We start from the raw sequence: 17,895 nt of genomic DNA, 5'->3' as shown, positions 1-17,895 counted from the left end.
CATCCCAAGACCGGAAGAAGCCCCGCACCTGGTGCTTGGTTCAGCGTGAGACCGGCAGGAACGGGCTGGGGACGCCGTGCCAGCTGATGCTCAGGGCGTCGCGGGCGCGGGTGGCGGCGACGAAGAGCAGGGAGCGGGCCTTGCGTAGTTCCCGTTCGTACCGGGTGGGGTCGTCGGTGCGGTAGCGGTCGATGACCGCGGTGCGGGGGACGATGCCGTCGGTGGCGCCGATGATGGCGAGGCGCTGGTACTCGAGGCCCTTGAAGCGGTGCATGGTGCCGACGTGGATGTCGCCGTCGCCCTTGGGGCCGTCCTTGGTCAGCTCGGCGCACGTGATCTTGGCCTGGGTCTCCAGGTAGTACATGGTCCGGCTGACCATGTCGCGGTCGGCGACGCAGACGGCGATGCGCCCGCGCACGTCGCGGGCGTTGCCGTTGGCGTCGGTGGACAGCTCCTGTTTCCAGGTGTTGAGCAGGGCGGCCAGGCCGGTGAGCTCGTCGTCCCAGCTGTTGTACGGGGTGAAGGTGGGAGTGGGGCCGTGCAGGACGGAGCGGTAGCCGGCGAGGTTGTCAGTGCCGTCGTCGAGATTGTCGTAGGTGACTTTCAGGTCTGGGTTCTTCGGATCGACGACGCGCAGGGCCTGGGCGAGGATCTCCTTGGTGGTGCGGTAGCTGAGGGTCAGTCGTGAGGCACGGCCCCGGATGTGGACGCCGACCGAGCCGAGGGCGACTTGGTGGTCGTAGATGCGCTGGTGGGTGTCGCCGGTAATGAACAGGTCGTTGGGCAGCCCGGGGTCGGCCATGGCGCGAAGCATCTTCCAGTGCGCGGGGCGCAGGTCCTGGGCTTCGTCGACGACGATGTGCCGGTATCGGTAGCCGAGGTAGCGCATGCCGGAGCTGTCGTCGCGGTGGATGAGGTCCTTGCCGTCCACGTCGTTCTTGTGGGCCCGACGGCTTTCGATCTTCGTCGCCCGTTCCACTTCGTAGCGGGCGGCGCGTTCGGCGGCCTGGCCCCAGGTTTCGATGCCGCGCTTGTCCATGCGGGCGGTGAACTGCTCGATGAGCTTCCAGATGTGGGCGCGTTCGGGGCGGGTGAGGGATTTGCCGCGGCCGGCACGGCGGGCCTGGAAGTATGCGGAGCGGGTGGGGATGGACTGGCCGAGGATGACCTGCTCCCACTCCTCGAAGAGGAACTCTGCCTCGAAGCGGTGGTCGTCGAGTTCGGCGAGCAGCTGGCGCAGTTCGTCGAGGGCGACGCTGTCGTAGACGCGCTGCTTGGCCCGGCCGGGGGCGGTGTTCTCGCCGAGGATGCGGGCTGCGAGCTGGTCGATGTGGGCAATGTCGACGCGGGCCAGCAGTTCGGGTTCGAGGAGGCTGGCGAGTCGGGACCGCAAGTCGGTGGTGAGGTTCTTGGTGAACGTGGTCAGCAGGATCGGCTTGCTGTGGCCGGGGGGTAGCTGCTGGGCGAGGTGGCGGACACGGTGCAGGGCGACGATGGTCTTGCCGGTGCCGGGACCGCCGGAGACGCGGGCCGGGCCATTGTAGTGGCGCTTGACCAGCTTGGCCTGGGTGGGGTGGAGGTAGATCTTCCAGGCGCGGAAATCGCCTTCCTCGATGGCCTCCCGCAGATCGTCGTCGACCGTGGTGACGATGGTGCGGGCCAGCGCCGCGGTGAGATCCTCCGGATCGGGCTTGTCGGCCAGCTCGACCGGCTTGGTGATCTCACGTCGGACTTCGTCGAAGGACATGCCGGCGGCCAGGCCATAGAGGATGTCCTTGGACAGCAGAGGCGCGCCTTCGACGAGCTGGTCAAGTTCGGCGCTGTCGGTGACGACGAGGGCGAGGTCGATCAGCTGTTCGGCGACGCCAAGCTTGCGCAGGTCATCGACCGTGTAGTCGGCGAGCAGCGGCGGTGCCTCTGCGGCGACGGGCGGTGCTGGCGCGGGGACGGGAGCGGGTTCCTGGCCGGGCTCGGGCTCGGCGGGGGTGAGCTGGACGCCCGCGCGGCGCAGGGCGCTGTCGCCGACCACAGAGAGGTCGACGAACTCGATCTCGCCGCTGACGCGGTTGACGGCGACGGAGAGTTCTTCGTAGACGTGCTTGCGGTGGCGTACCGCGATGACCAGCCAGCCGGCCTTGCCGTCCGGGCCGATGCCGGTTTTGGCCATCAGCGCCCGGTACGAGGTGTTGATCTTCGCGCGGAAGATACGCCCGTCGCCCTTGAGCGGCTTCAGGTCCAGGCCCGGGTGGTCCGGATCCTCCCGGAACCGGTGGCAGAAGTCGAAGAACTGTGCCTTGACGGAGCGGTCGAGTTTGTACAGCTCCTGTTCAGCCTTGTGATACAGGCTGATCCGGGCCTTCATCGGGTGGTGCCTTCCGTGTCGGGGAGCAGGTCGGTCAGGGTGTCTAGGTGTGTCAGCCACTCGGCGGCGGTGCGGACGGTGAAGCCGGCCTCTCCATAGGCGGCGTCGCGCCGTTCGGCCTCGGGATCGTCTTCGCCGTGCACCGGCGCCACAACAGCGATCTTGACGCCGGTGTCGTCCCAGGCGAAGTCGGCCGGCCAGCGACTGGTGCCCAGCTCGTAGCCGAAGACGGGAGCCTGCTTGCCACGGGCGGCCAGTTCCTCGGCGAGCGCCGCCAACTCCGGCGTCTCGTCCGCCTCTTCGCGAAGCAAGGGCAGGATGTCCTCGTCCCATACGACATCACGCAGAGCCTTGGTCGCCGCGGCAGCGATGGTCTCCGTGCGGCTCGTGGCATCCGGGGCAGCGGCGGCCGGCGTCGCGGGGAATACAGGTGTGGCGGCGTCGGGGGCCTGGATGAGGGACTCGAGGTGGCCGATGCCCCCGCACACGGCGAGCACGTCGACGGGGAAATCGGCGGCGCGGCTTGCGGCCAACTGGACGCCGTCGCCGCCCGAGCGGGAGAGGAACTGAATCAGGTTCGACCAGTACAGCCAGGAACGCCACCGCAGCCGGTGCTCGCTGCTGTCGAGCACCTCCCTGGCATCGTCCAGGATCGCCAGGGCCGTCCAGGCGAGATGCTCCGGGTGTGCGGCGTCCAGCGCGAAGACGAGCGGCAGTCCGTGCGCGTCCTGGGTCCGGAAGACGTGTACGGGACCGACGCGGCCCCCTCCGCCCTGGTCGGATGCGTGCGACCGTGCACCGTCAGGGCTGTAGTCGGCGAGGACGGTGTACAGCGCCCGGACGAGGTCGCCCCGTTGCTGGACCGCGGCCACGGGTTTGGTGTTCGGGTCGCGGGTCAGGCCGGTGACCAGGGCGCGGGCCCGGCGGGCCCAGAGGGCGTAGTCGGGGTCGCGGAGGTAGGCGAGCAGGGTATCGAGAGGGTTGGCGAACACGGCGTCGGCGAAGTGCCCCCGATGCCCGCCGTACTGCTCATAGGCGTCCTTGGCCTGCTCCTGGGCGCCGCGCCCGTACGGCGGCCATACCGCCTCGGCCTGAGTCGTGCGGCGCTCGAACAGGTCCACGTCGTCCCAGGTGATCTGAAATACGGTCTGGCCCTCGGCACGCAGCCGGGTGCGCTTCTCGGCATCTGTGGCGATGCGGTTGTGCTGGCGGCTGGCATGCCAGCGGTAGCCGTCGAGGTAGACCTTGACGCTCTGCTTGGGTCCGCCGATCCGAGTGAAGGTGAAGTCGGTGCGGGTCCGCTCCAGGTGCTCCTGGGCGGTGAGCCGCCAGTGCACCACCTCAGAACCCGCGGTGAAGCGGAGGTGCCCGCTGGCGTGGCCGTCCTCGTCCAGGGAAGCGTCGTCGGTTGCGTCCACCCAGTCGCGCAGCGCGGCGAGGAAGCGCACTTCAAGGTCGGACTCGACCTGTGCGTCCAGCCCGATGGCCCGCGTGCTGGCCACCGGCGTGGTCTTCCAAAGGTCCTCTGCCTCCTGCCCGTGTTCGTCGACCGGGCCGAGCAGCTTGGCGATCATGTTCAGGGCCTCGACGCGCGAGACGATGTCCTGATAACGCTCCTGGGTGTAGCGGTGCAGGCAGCGGTGGCAGGCGCGCCGATGCTCGTCCTTGCACGGGCAGGCGAGCAGCTCTCGACGCGCGGCGGCCAGGGCGGCGCGGAAGGCGCCGGGGTTGGTGAGCCGGTGCAGATAGCCGGTGCCACCGGGCAGCGCGTCGTACAGCACCAGGAACCAGCGGCGCTCACCCGTGGCCTCGTCCGGCATGGACGCCAGCGTGGTGTCCAGGTGCTGGGGGTCGCCGCCGAAGTGCTTGTCCACCCCGAGTCGCAGGGCCGCCCTGAAGGAGTGGATCTTCTGGTCCACGTGCACAGTGGCGGCCGGGAGCAGGATGCGCAGGGCCTCGGTGCGCAGTTGGTGGGCGAGCAGCACCGGCACCGGGTCCAGGCGGCGCTGCTTGCCGCGCCGCAGTGGGCACCAGGGGCGGTGGTGCTTGAGCTGGGGGGTGCGGGCGGCGGATGAGCTGAGCGCATCGACGTGGTCGTCGAAGACGGGCCGTCCGTCCGCGCTCGCCGCCCCGCACCCGGGGCAGACGTGGAAGGGGTTGAGCCGCACCAGGCCGCCGGCGAAGTCGTCACGGGGCGGAGCGTCGAACCGCATCGGGCCGACGTTGATGCGCCGGATCATCGCCCTGCGGCAGAAGTCGATGCCGAACGTCTCGGTCTCGTGCCGCCACGATGTATGCGGCTCCAGCTCCTCCACCGGCATGTCGACGGCGTCCACGATGGTGTAGAAACGCCGGTCCCGGTCGTCCTTGTCGTCGCTGATCCGCGCGTCGTCCCGCTTGTCCCGCGCGGTGACCATGGCCGGTTCGATGACTCGGAACAGGCACGAGCCGTCGTCCGCGATGTGCTGCGTCTGGCAGCGCGGGCAGGGGGAGCGGTCGGTCGCCGCGTCCTCGGTGCGCACGTAGCCGCAGCCCGGGCAGACCCGCCAGGTGAGCCAGGTGGGCTCGCCGCCGGCGTTGATCTCGATGCCGGTGATGCGGTGCTTGTAGCCGCCCGCGTAGAAGGTGTTGCCAGGCGCCAGCTCGCTCAGGGCCAGGCGGCGTGGCCGCTCGTATGACACCTGCTTGGAGCCGAAGACCTCCTTGCCGGTCTTCTCATCCTTCCCCTCCGACCAGTACAGGCTTGCCGACAGCGTGGTGGTGGTGTCGAGCAGCTCGTAGTTCGGCAGGAGCCCCAGATCGCACAGGGCGTCCTGGGCGTTGGTGTCACCGTGCTCCAGCAGCAGGCGACCCACCGACCGCCGTTCGGCATCCAGTTCGGCCTTCTGCGCCGCGGCCTCGGGGTCGTCCTCGTTCAGCTCGTCGTGTGCCTCGTTGATCGCCCGCAGCCGCGCCCGCAGCCGTTCCTCGATCCGCCGCCAGGCCCGCTCGGCCTCCTCCACCTTGCTGCGCAGACCGTGCACGGCGAAGTGACGCAGGTCGGCCTGGGCCTGCTCGTTGACCCCGGTGGGGAACAGGGCGAGGAAGTCCTCCACCAGCCGCTCGCCCTGGGCGACGGCCACCTCCACCAGGTCGGCCAGGTAGCCGGACGGGCCGAACAGGCGCGGGGCCTTGTGCGGCAGGGCCCGCAGCACGATGCCGTCCGCACGCACCAGTTTGCCTGCGGCCGCCAGGTCCAGCAGGTGGGCCACGTACTGGCGACGCAGGATCTCCACCGCCGACAGGTGGCAACCCGGCGGCACGATGACGCCGGCGATCATCTCTCGGGGCCGTTCCAGGAAGTACAGATCCCGGCGCCGCCGGTCGGGGATCGTGAGCAGGAACGCGTTCCCGCTGCGGCGACCCGCCCGCCCCACCTGCTGCGCGTAGTTCGCCGGGCGGCGGGGCAGCGCCGCCAGCACTACGGCGGACAGGTCCCCGATGTCGATGCCCATCTCCAGCGTCGGGGTGCAGGAGAGCACGTTGGGGTTGTTGAACCCGTCGCGTTCCTTGAACGCCTTCTCCACTTGCTCCCGCTGCGGACGTGTCAGCAGCCCCGTGTGCTCGGCGGTGATCACCTGGTAGGTGCCGGCCTTGCGGTACAGGTGCCGGTAGTAGTCCTCCCGGAAGTCCCGGTCCCGGTGGTGTACCCCCAGTTCCTCGGCCCGATCTCCGGCCACCAGGTGCGGATTGCGGCACCGGTAGGAGGGACACGGCTGCCCGTGCCACTGATCCAGCAGGGATGGGTGCACCGTCTGCTCCCAGAAGCACCGGGGGCAGCGCACGAAGGAGGACCGGACCTCCTCGTCGGTCAGCAGCTGGACGGCGATGCTCCCGGCGTGCAGACCGTACACGCGCAGTGAGGAGTCGTCAGGGGTGCGCATCGCCAGCAGCCCGGCGGCATTCAGCTCCGGCAGCAGGCGCGACCAGAACTCCGGCGCCTGCTCGCGCGGCAGCTGAAGGCAGCGGCCCGCCCACCGCTCGTACCAGGACAGTCGGCCGGTGGCGAAGTCGAAGTCGCTGTCGTCCTTAGGCCGGTTGAGCAGGAACACCGGTGCGGCGACCGAGTCGGGAAAGGCTCGCATGCCGGGCGGTCGTCCGCCCCAGATGTGGTGCCGGCTGGTGCCTGCCTCCTGTATGTACTTGTCCAACCAGGCGTGTGCGATTGCGCCGCGCGTGCGCAGCCGCTCCAGGAAGATCCGCAGGAAGGCCAGATAGCGCGCGTCGTCCTGCTCCACCGCGGGCAGCCCGTCCTCGGCAGCCTCCAGGTGCAGGCGCTTGACGAGGGCCACTGCCGCGGCCGGGTCCTCGATCCGCACGTGTGCCGCCGCCGTCCGAGTCAGCTCCAGGGTGCGGCCGTTGCGGGAGCGGAACCCGAACTCCATCAGCGTCTCGAATGCCAGCCGCTCACCGATCAGCTGCCACGTCTTCATCACCCCCCGGCCGCCGCCCTTGCCGGACAACACCCGAGCCACGCCCTTGACGTCATGCAGATCCGGCGGCACCACCGCCGCCAGTACGTCCTTGTCCGTGGTCGCATCGACCACGTCGGCGATCAGGTCGTTCAGCGCAGTGGGTGTGTCCTCCCGCAGGTGCTTCTTGAGAAGGGCGCGCAGGGAGAAGGTGTACGACCGGTTGGAAACGAACCCGGCCCGGTGCGCGGCGTCCTGCACCGAGTCGTTGAACATCAGCGTCTTGTCCTCGTGACGCTTCTTGTCCAGCTCTCCGCCGGTGAACAGTTGCGTGACCGACGCCGCTGCCAAAGCCGCCGACCCGGTACCCAGGTAGCGGATCGCATTGCGCTCACCACAGGCCGGGCACCAGTCCTCCCGCGCCGCGGTGTTCGCAGTCGGCCCGATGTTCACCAGCACGAACGCGGCATCCCGAGCCGTCAGCCGGGGCTCGCCCGTGCTCTGGTCGTAGTCGTTGAGCGGATCGGGCAGTCGCAGCCGCCCGTGGACCCCGTCCAGCACCATCAGTGTCCCGCCGGCGCCTTGCAACGGCGCCCGGCCGTTCTTCCCGGCCCGTCCGGCGGAATCCATCTTCTCCCGGAACGACCCCTCCCTGGCCTCCTGATCCGTAGCCGCGACCAGATTCCTGACCCGGATCTTGTCCTGCCCGGCGGAGGCCCGGCGGATCTTGTGGGTGTCGAACTGCACCTCACGGTCGTCGCTCTCCGGCGAGAACACCGCCCACCCGGAACGCCCGCAGTCCCGGCAGTACACCGCCGGCAGGAACAGGTTCGCCACCTGCCCCGAAGTCGCCGTCGTCACCGGCGCCGACCGGCCCCCGTCCGTGCTGCTCAGATCCGCAAGGCCGGCCGCATCCCACCGGAACTCCGCCTTCGGCCACGGCAGGACACCACGGAGCAGCCGCGACACCGACCGCGCCCACTGGTGCACCTCGACATGGACGAACGGCCGCTCCTCACCCGCCGGCGCATCCGGATCATGCGCATACGACAGCAGCGCCACCACCCGCGCGAGTGCCAGTGCCGCCTGCTCCCGGTTCTCGGTGACCGCCTGGCTCCACGAGTACGCCCCGGCCCGCCACATGATGTCCAGCACCTCGTCGGCGGTGCGCACCTCGCCGTCGAGGGCCCGCATCACCGCCTGCGTGAGCAGGTGCCGCTTCAGGTTCCGGCCCAGCAGCCGCTGGTCCAAGTCCAGGGTGCCGGTGACAGCATGGATCAGCTCTGCCAGGGCCTCGTCGCCCGAGGCCGGATCCGGCAGGGCCGCGAGCTCCTGCGGCGCCGGCATCGGCAGCGGGGCGAACCCGGACATCGGCACGAACTCGTCCACCGACAGCCGCTGTTCACCCACGACCGATTCCCGTGGGAACTCAGTGCCAAAGACCTGCCCCGCCACGGCGAGCAGGTCCCGCATCCCATCTCGGTCCGTGCCCGACGCCAGCGTCGCTGACGTCGCCACCGGGCACATCCGTCCCAGCGGGCGCCCCTCCTCCGGCGCTCCCACCCGGGCCGCGAGCCGCCGCAGCAGCATCGCCACATCCGTGCCCTGCGCACCGTCATAGGTGTGGAACTCGTCGACCACGACGTAGCGGATGTCGGCGCCCTGCCACAGCGGAGCGTCCTCCGTGCGCTGCAACAGCAGATCCAGCATCTTGTAGTTCGTGATCAGGATGTCCGGCGGCGACACCTGCATCTCTGACCGCCGGGTGCGCACCTTCTCGTACCGGGTCGCGGCCCGGTCCCCGATGTACAGCCCCGCCCACAGCTTGGACAGCGCACCCTCGCCGCTCAGCAGCTTGTTGATGCGGTCGGCCTGGTCGCTGGCCAGCGCGTTCATCGGGTACAGGAACACCGCCTTGACCCCGCGCTTGCCCGCAGCGTGCTCACGGCGGCAATGGTCCAGCACCGGATACAGGAACGACTCCGTCTTACCCGAGCCCGTCCCTGTCGTGACCAGCGTCGGCTCCGGCTCGTGCCCGTTCGCCGACGACAGCCGGGCGAACGCCGCCGCCTGATGCGCGTACGGGGTCCAGTCGTCACGGCGCCACTCCAGATGCTGCTCCCATCCCGGAGCCGCCTGCATGAAGGGTGCGCGGATGCGTAGGAACGGTCCCCGGAACATCCCAGACGTCTCATCTCCGAGGAACCGGTGCAACGCCTCCCGCGCCCCCTCGTCGGACAGCGCGTATGTCGTCGACAGGTACTGCAGCAGGCTCTCCTTGAGCCCCCGCGCCTGCAGCGTCGGCCTCACTGCTCAGGTACCTCCTGCTGCTCCGGGTCCCACTCGCCGCGTGCGATCGCCGCGTCCAGGCGTGCCTGGAACACCGCGTGGGCCTCGCGCATCTCCGCCTCGCGGTCGGCCTTGTAGAAGGGCGGGGTGTAGCCCGCCGGGGGCGGGGCGTTATCCGGGTCCTTCATGTACGCCTGGAATTGCTCGAAGCTTTCCTTGCGCTGGCGCTGGCCGATGGTTCGGGCATTGCCGGCGATCTTCCAGCCCTCGGCATCGAACCACGTGACCGCCTCGTACTTCTGCAACACGGGGAAACGGCCACGGTATGCGGCGATCAGGGCGTCGGCGTCCATCCCCAGCCACACCGCTACCAGGGCGTCGATCTCGACGAGCGCGGAACGCCGGGCTCGCTCCGTGCGCAGCGGCGTGTCGGGACGCCAGTCCGGCGTCACTTCGTGCAGATGTTGCAGGTCGGGCCAGCTGCGCGCCCACCGCTCGCTGCCAGTCCAGGCGGGGTCGTAGAGCTTGGACCAGATGTCTGCGTAGGCGTTGGTGAGGCAGTTCAGGCGAAGCGTGCGGAGCAGCAGAGCGGAGGCCAGAGGGTGGTCAGGGGCTGGTGCGGGCATGGCCTTGGCGCCTGCTACTCGGAGGTCCCCTCGGCCGGTTGCCCGCAGGAAGTAGTCCAGGGGCAGAGAAGCCCAGAAGCCAGCCACCAAGGCCGTCGTCCGAAGGCTAGGCATGGCAAGGCTGTGAATGGCATCAACGTGCGTGGTGCCGGGCGGGACGAGTGCCGCGTAGAGTGCCCGCTCGGTGTTGGGTGCGATCTGCCGCCGCCACGCAACGCGAGCAAACACCGCGTAGCGTCGACGCGCCCGCTCTACGAGCCGTGCATCGATTTGCTCCGGAGTGACCTCACGCTCGGCGATTCCGTGTGCCGCAGCCGCCTGGGCGCGTGCGCGAGTAAGCGCCTTCTCGCTCTGCCGCAGACGGGACAGTGCATGGTGGTCGATCCAGCGGTCCTGCGCGGCGAGGAATTCCTGCTCGCGTCCCGGCACACGCATATAAGCGGTGTCCGGTACGAAATCGTCCGGCAGACTGACGAGATTGCGCCCGAAGGGGTCGTTGCTGTTCGCGTCATGGCGCTTGAACACCGGATTGGCGGTGCTCAGCTGGGTGCCCTTGAGGATGACTTGGCGCCACCTGGCCGGTTGGTACTCATTGCCGTCGTGGGCGCCGGGACGGTTGTAATCGATCAGGTCGGCTTCTTTGGCACCACTTTCGTGAAATCCCGGCGAGATCTGTGGCCCAAGAGCTCCCAGCCGCAACGGGTAGTCGGCCAGCGCTGCGATCGCCGATGCCTCCGCCGAGCTGACGGGAAACAGCAGGCGAGCCTGTTCGACGGGTTGGCCTTCCTCGTCCAATAGGCGCTGCCAGACACTCAGGAGGTCCCAGTCCACGTGGACTACTCGAGATAGGTGGGGGCGCTCGTCGAATTCGCCGTTCCGGTAGCGGACTCCGGGAACCTCCCCCGAGCCATCGTGGTGAGCTGAACGACGCAAAGCGTCAGTGGAGACAAGCCACGACAAGTGGTCGAAGCTGACTTGTCCGGGGGAACCGTAGATGTGTACGCCAAAATGGGCGGTGTGTCCCACGGGCTCGGGGAAGAAGCGCTGCCCAGCGTTGACGAAGTCGCCGTGGATGCGCAGTCGCCGGTAAGCAGCTTCGCGGAGCCTGGACTCCTTGTCTCCCGTGAAATGCGTGTCGGGATGAACGAGTCCCGCTGTACCGGATAGGGCGCTGTGTTTCCACACCTGGCACATGAAGGCCCGGTACAGGTCCGGCTGGGTGCCGGTGAGCAGCGGGTAGGTCTGAGGCGATGTGAGCATGGCGACCTGGGCGCTCGTGGCTGTCAGTTCTCCGAGCACGTAGTCGCGGGTGGCGGATCGGCCCAGGACTTCGAGGCGCCGTCGGTTTCTCTCCGACGTAGACACCTTCTCCGTCAGGGCGAACCATGGCTCGTGCTCAGCGAGAACCGCAGACTCGTCCCAACGCGGTCGGACCCACGGCGGGTTCCCGACTTGCAGGTCGAAGCCGCCGTGCCGGGCGAAGACGAGGGCGAAGTCCAGCTCCCAGTGCAGGAAACCTTCCTTCTTGGCGATATTGCGCACGACGTGAAGCCAAGGGAAACGCTGTTCAGGGTCGGCAGCGTCCATACCCATGAACTCAGGGAGGGTGTTCTCATACTTTTTGAGTTCGTCCAGGTCCTCAAACTGCTCGATGAGGGAGCCGGCAGGCACATCGGCGGTTCCGAGCATCGCTTCGAGAAAGTCAAGCCAGTCCTCGAATTCCTTCAGCGGGATGCTTCGTCGCCAGGTGCGCCGGTGCTTCTTGCCGGCAGACTTCGCAGTGGCGATGTTGGGCCCGGCCTTTTTGAGTTCGACGACGAGATCGTCGCTGGTCAGTTCCAGGTCCTCGAAGGACGTTTGCTCTGGGCCGACGGAGAAGAGCGCGGTGTGCTCAAAGAAGCGCGGCTCCGCACGCTGCCGCTGATCGCTCCCAGCAGTGGCCGTCACGGACGGAGTCAGCTCAGGTGGCGTCGGGCCGACCTCAGGAACGCCGAGTAGCGCGCTCAGGTCGTCGGTGCCGGCGACGCCGGCTTCGTCGGTGTACGCGCCATCGGTGCCGTCCAGGAGGGGCGTCTCGTCGGCGGGCCAGAACCAGAGGGCGCACCAGGCGTCCATGACGGTCTTGAGCCGCCAGTAGGGTGTGTCGGCCGCAGTGAACAGGTCGCGGTAGATCTTCTCTTTGGTCCGCAGGTCGTCCCGCTGGTCTCTGTTCCTGTTCCTATGGCGGTCGTCGGGGGCGAAGGGGCGCAGGAACGCGTACTCCGGGTCACTCGGATCAGCACCCCACACATCGATCTCGCGGGTGATCTCCTGTTCGGAGAGCTGCATGCGCTTGACGACCAGGGACCACAGGAATTCCGCCCGCCGTGCTACCGCCTGCAGCCGGGTGGTCTGGGTGACTGGCTGCTTCTCCTTGGGCTTCCTGGGTTTGCGCGCTTCCTTGTCCGCCTTGGACTGTGGTTCGTACTGGGTGGGCTTCCACATGGGTGGCTTGAGGATGCTCCTGCGCCATGCGGCCAGCTGCTTGACCTGCTCCTCGGCGAGTTCCTTGGCATCCTTGGATTTCGTGACGGCGGCCCACCCCGGGGTGGGAAGCAGGAAGTGATGGACGGCGCCGTCAGGCAGGGGCTGGGGTTCGCCCCCGTTCAGGAAAGGCAGTCGGGCGGGGGCCAGGGTGCCCTTGTCCTTCAGCCATGCCTTGTCCTTGCTGGTGACATCGTCGGCTGCGTAGACGGCCCGGCGGGCGCCGATGAGGGAGTTGCCGCGGCGTAGGTGGAGGCCGAACCAGGGGGCGCGCATGCCGGGGTGCATGGTGTTGAGCCACAGGGAGACCTCGGCGAGTTCGACGCCGGTGGCGTTCAGGTCGACGCCGTAGGCGTTGTGCAGGGCGATGTACGCCTTGGCCTTCTGCTTCTCGGTGATGATCCGGGCGTTGGGGATGGTCTCGCCGAGTTCGTCCTGGCGGCGGCGCAGGTATTCGTCGGCGACGTGGTTGATGGCCTCGTTGAGGAAGGCGCCGGAGCCGAGGGCGGGCTCGCAGATCTTGTACCGGAGCAATTCGGCGGCGCGGGTCTTGATGGGGTTGCCGTCGGCGTCGTGCTCCTGGTCCAAGCGGTGCTTGAGAGCGAGTTCGACGGTGACCTGGGTCAGGGACTCGGGGGTGTAGTAGGAGGCGGAGTTCTCGCGCTCGCGGCCGGAGAGCCGGTAGACGAACGTGCCGGCCTTGTACTTCTTCGGGCCGCGCAGGCCCTTGCGGGCGTCCTTCTCGCCGTACTTGACGAGGACTTCGTCGGGGTACTCCTTCTGCCGGTCAGCGGGGATCATCCAGGAGCCCTTTTCCGGGTCGCCGCTCTTGGCGACCTCGCACAGTTCCTGGGTGGCGATGAATCCGGTGTAGGACATCAGGCCCTCGTACACCGCGCCGAGCTGGTTGATGCCGAGGTTGCGGTAGGAGATGAAGCCTCCGCGCTCGCCACGCCGGCTCGCCTTCTTCATGGTCAGCAGGCGCAGCACCTCGTGCAAGGCGGCGTTGCGCAGCCGCAGGTCGAGCCACACAGGCTCGTCGTCGCTGCTGCGCGGGTCGCGGGAGCCGCGGCCGATGAGGCGGATGGCGTTGGGCTCGAACAGTTCGCTGCGCAGGGGTTCGAAGCGCAGGCCGCGATCCTCGCTGCGGCGGGCGGCCTTGGCCTTGCGGGTTTCCTCGTCGTCGCCGGGCTGGTCGTCGTCTTCCTCGGTGCCGTATTCGCGGTGGCCGAAGTTGACCTTGGCGAAGAGGACGGCGAGGGACTCGAAGAGGTGGAAGCCGTTGCGGGCTTCTTCCTCGACGAGTTCTTCGTCGCGTTCGACGAGGTCGCGCAGCCGGGTCATGGAGTAGCCGGCTTCGTAGGAGCCGTCGTCCGCGGGGAGGATGCCGAGCTCGGGGCGGGCTTCGGCGTACAGCAGGAAGAGGATGCGGTAGAGGTACCGCAGGGATTCGCGGGTGAGCTGCTGGGCGATCGGGATCTTGGGATCCTCGATTTCGCGGGGGTCGAGACCGGTCTCGCGCAGCCGGTCGAGGACCTCGTTGGCGATGACCTCGACGGAGTGCTGCAGGGCGTAGCGCAGCTCCTTGGTGACGCCGACGGCGTTGTTGCTGGACGCCTTGAGCAGGGCGTCCATGGCGGGGGCCTGGTCGTTGTCGCCCGGGCGTAGCATCTCCTGGCTGAACAGGGCAGCGGCGGTGGCGAGTTCGCCGAGCTGGCGCCGGTCGTTGCGTTCAAGGGCGGCGTCCAGGCTGACGGCGAGGTAGCGGCCCTCGGACCAAGTGGCGCGGTCTGCGAGGAGCACGACGCCGCCGTGCAGCAGCAGGATGAAGCGCGGCCGGGGTCCGCCTTCTTCACCCAGTTCGCTCTGGAAGAGCCAGGAGGCCAGCGCGGGCCCGGTCTCGTAGCGCTCGGTGGAGCTGACCCTCAGAGGCGCGAGCAGGCGGCCGGCCTTGTCGGGGTTCAGGGCGTTGTCGTGGTTGGCGGCCCAACCGCAATCCAGGGCGAGGATGCCGTGCCCGTGGTAGGCGACGGACACGGTGTGCTCGCGGCCGGCACGGTGCACGGTGATCTCGGCGGGGCCGGCGTCGTTGTAACCGAGGGCGCGCAGGATCTGCTGGTGCCATTCGGACAGCCGCTTCGCCCACTCCGGGTTCTGATACGTGTTGGGCTTTAGGTCGTCATCGGCGTCCTTGGCGGCCTGGGCGGCGAAGTAGCCGCGGACGTCTTCGGCGAGGTAGGGGCCGCGCAAGGCACGCAGCTGCTGCCGCGGGGTGGGACGTGGATCGTTTTCGTCGCCCTCGCGCAGCGTCCAGGTGCCCAGCAAGCCCTTCTTCAGGTCGGTGCTGAGCTGGTCGGCGAAGTAGTGCGCGGACAGGTACTCGCCGCGGTTGGTGAAGGAGTCGAATTCGGTGCTCACTGGGCGGTACCCCCCTCGGTGATGTCGGGCTCCAGTACGGCCAGCAGACGCAGCATTGGCTCGCCGGCTGTCTGCAGCTCGTTGACCAGTTTCATCCGGGTGCTGGTCGTGTCATCGATCCGGCGCTTGTCCGGGCGACTGGAGGAGAACAGTGCCTCCTGCCGCCAGTCCGCTACCCGCTGGCGGTAGGGCGCCAGCACGGTGTCGATGCGCTGGGTATACGCGGCCTCGCGCGCCCTGAGATATTGGTGCGCCTGGTCGATCGCATCCTTCACCTGGGCTTGAAGCCCGGGCAGGTCGTACGGTTCGGCGCGGCCCGGCATCTTCGGCCCCACCCCGGCCACGGCTAGGAACTCCGCATCCATCGGCACCACGTCCGGGGCATCGGGCAGGCCGCCCACGGCCATCCACTCGACGACGGTCGGCCGGCCATAGGCATTGGAGTATGTGCCCTGGATCAGGAAGACCGGGCCGGACAGCAGACGGACCAGCTGCTCGTCAGCCAGCGCCATCCGCTGCCGGTCCGGGGTGAGCGCGAGTACCGGAGCCTGGTTGCGGCCCACCTCGACGAGCACCTTGTCGGTGAGCCACTCCAGAGCGGGGTGTACGTCGGTCACGAAGGACACGTTGGGCCACATCGAGTCGGACGTTTCCCGAGCTGCGGTCAGCCGGCGCTCGGCGAGCGCCTTGGAGAACGTCACCCGCAGTCGGCCCGGCTCGTCCTTGCTGGGCAGGACCCGCTGCTCGTCCAGGTACGACTTGGGCAGTGAGCGCAGCCGGTACAGCAGGTCACGCGGGGGCTCGAAGGCGATCGTGCCGTCGTCGTCCCGGCGAAGATGCAGCTCGTCCTCGGGGCTGGTCTTGCAGATCTGCCGTAGCGCCTCGTCGAAGTAGGCGGCGCTGGAGGCGAACAACGTCGGCAGCTGCGCCAGCGGCACCTCCGGGTGCTCGGGCACGGCCCCGACCTGGCCGAGGATGTCGGCCAAGAACGCCGCGCCGTTCTGCCGCGACTGCTTGAGCGACTCCTCGACTGTGCGGCCGGCGATCAGATCCAGGGTGAGCCGGTCCTCTTCGTCCTTGGCCCGGTACAGGCCGGTCACCGCCTCTGCGGAGCCTTCGATCTTGTGGGCCTCCTCCTCGCGCTTGAGGAGCTTCTCGCCGACCAGCCGGTCGTCGAGGGTGCGCACCTCGCCCGTCTGTTCGTCGGTTCGCCAGGCCACGTCGCTGGTGAGCACCAGCGCCCGGAACTCCGGTGGGTGCTTCTGGCCGTATCGGTCGATGCGGCCGTTACGTTGCTCGATGCGGATCAGCGACCAGGGCAGGTCGTAGTGGATGAGCAGGTGGCACTGCTGGTGCAGGTTGACACCCTCGGAGGCCACGTCACCGGTGAACAGGATGCGCACGGGGTCGTCGCGCAGGCCGAACTTCTCGACGATGTCCTGCTGCTCCTGGTCGGTGCTGGCCTGCCCGTGCATCACCTGCACCGCCCCGCCGTACGCCAGCCAGGGTTTGCTTGGGTCCGTGGTCTCCGCGCTGGGGAAGCCGAGCTCGGCAGGGATCGTCTCGGCCAGCCACTTCAGGGTGGGGATGCGCTCGGAGAAGACGACCACGCGGGTCTCCGAGCCTGGACCGACTTCCATCTGGCGGAGCTGATCCAGCAGGGCGGCCCGTTTCGCCGAGTCCTCGTCCGTGATCTCGGTGGCGAGGCTCTCCAAGTGCTCCAGCGCGGCGAGCTCTGCCATCTTGGCCGCCGCCCGCGCCTGCGGGTCCACCGGGCGCTGAGACCGGCTGGTGGCCTTGGTCGGTTTGTCGGGCTGCTGCAGCGTCTTCTTGCGGGTCGCGATGGTCTCCAGTAGGGCCCTGTGCGAGGACAGGAACGACTTCAGCAGCTGGTAGGGGACCAGCCGGTCCCGGCACACCGACGGTGCGTTCGGGTCGCGGGGGATCCAGCGGGCCGCCAGCTCCTCCAGTACCGCCCGTTCCTTGTCTGTAGCCCAAGCCGGCACGGGCAGGGACTCACCGCGGGCAGCCCAGTCGTTGTCGCTGAGGGACTCACGGACCTCTGGGGAGGTCTTGGTCCGCCGGATGTACAGATGCCGCAGGTTTTCCACGTCGTACTTCGACGGGTTCGCGATCGCCGCCTCGTCCAGCAGCCGGATCAGCTCCGCGAAGGAGGCGGCGTCGCCGTTGTGTGGTGTGGCCGAGGCCAGGATCAGCGCGTCGGTCTTGCGAGCCAGCAGCCGCGCCAGGGCGTTGTTCTGCGTGCCGCGGTTGACCAGGTTGTGGGACTCGTCGATGACGACCGCGTCCCAGTCGGTGTGCTCCAGGTGGTGGGCGTAGACATCGCTCTTGAGCGTGTCCACGGAGATGATCGCCCGCTTGAAGTACGCGAACGGGTTCCGGCCCGCCGGGATCTCCTGCTGCACCCGCTGGATACCGGTCGAGTCCAGCCGCACCAGCGGGATCGCGAACCGGGTCCACAGTTCCCTCTGAAACTGCTCCAGCACATGCTGCGGCGTCACCACCAGAATCCGCTCACCCCGGCCACGCCGGATCAGCTCCGCCAGCAACACCCCGATCTCCAGGGTCTTGCCCAGCCCCACCACGTCGGCGATCAGGATGCGCGGCAGCGGATTCTTCATCGACAGCGCCAGCTCGGCCGGCCGGAGCTGGTGCGCCTGCTGGTCCATGAGGTGGCGGTCGGCCAGTGCCAGGCCATGCTCGACCTGCTGCAGCGGAGTCTTGCGGATCACCGCCTCCAGATACAGCCGCGCCCGCCGGTGGTTGGGCGAGTCGTCCGGCACCAGCACCGTCTCGCGCGGATCGAGGACCTGGATCTCGTCCAGCCGACTGTAGAAGACCGCGTCCATGCCGCGCACGAACGACGAGACCCCGGTGACGGAGACCATCCAGCCGTCCCGCCGGGTCGGGCGGACCTTGCGCACCAGCCACAGCTCATCCCGGACCAGGACCTGAGCACCGGGCGCATACGCCCCCGAAGAGGCGGGGTGCGGCGCTGCCGCGTCAGCACTGTCCAGCCGCGCCTCCCCGCCTGCGTCGTCCCGGCTGGTCTCGGCCCCCGCATCGACGGTCACGTACCGCTCCGCATCACTCATTGGCGCTACCTTCCGGCAGAGCCCTTACACCGTCATCTGCTCACGTGTCGCATGGCCCCTCATAAGCCACACAACGCGAATTCAACTAGCTTCCTACACGGCACCGACAT

The 17,895-nt window shown here is 68.5% G+C and carries 4 protein-coding genes; all 4 read right to left on the bottom strand.

Annotated elements, in window-relative coordinates:
* Positions 1-40: 40 nt before the first annotated feature.
* From ACFY9I_RS39235 to ACFY9I_RS39220, 4 genes are read right to left on the bottom strand one after another with little or no spacing between them, the layout of a single operon-like run.
* Positions 41-2,362, bottom strand: a complete 2,322-nt coding sequence (locus tag ACFY9I_RS39235) for a UvrD-helicase domain-containing protein (RefSeq protein ID WP_391011412.1) — start codon at positions 2,360-2,362, stop codon at positions 41-43.
* Positions 2,359-9,123 (bottom strand): DEAD/DEAH box helicase, encoded by a 6,765-nt coding sequence (locus ACFY9I_RS39230; protein WP_391011409.1) that lies wholly within the window; start codon positions 9,121-9,123, stop codon positions 2,359-2,361. The genes ACFY9I_RS39235 and ACFY9I_RS39230 overlap by 4 nt, the downstream gene beginning before the upstream one ends.
* Entirely contained in the window at positions 9,120-14,669 is a 5,550-nt protein-coding gene (locus ACFY9I_RS39225; protein WP_391011406.1) for a hypothetical protein, read from the bottom strand. The genes ACFY9I_RS39230 and ACFY9I_RS39225 overlap by 4 nt, the downstream gene beginning before the upstream one ends.
* Positions 14,666-17,785 carry an SNF2-related protein gene (locus tag ACFY9I_RS39220; protein ID WP_391011403.1) on the bottom strand — a complete coding sequence of 1,040 codons (3,120 nt, stop codon included), beginning with the start codon at positions 17,783-17,785 and terminating at the stop codon, positions 14,666-14,668. Before ACFY9I_RS39220 ends, ACFY9I_RS39225 begins: the two co-directional genes overlap by 4 nt.
* Positions 17,786-17,895: the final 110 nt, after the last annotated feature.

This window comes from Streptomyces sp. NPDC012510 (assembly GCF_042955065.1).
In the GTDB taxonomy this organism is placed as follows: domain Bacteria; phylum Actinomycetota; class Actinomycetes; order Streptomycetales; family Streptomycetaceae; genus Streptomyces.
Note: the sequence above shows the minus strand (reverse complement) of the source record. Positions and strands in the feature narration are given on the sequence as shown.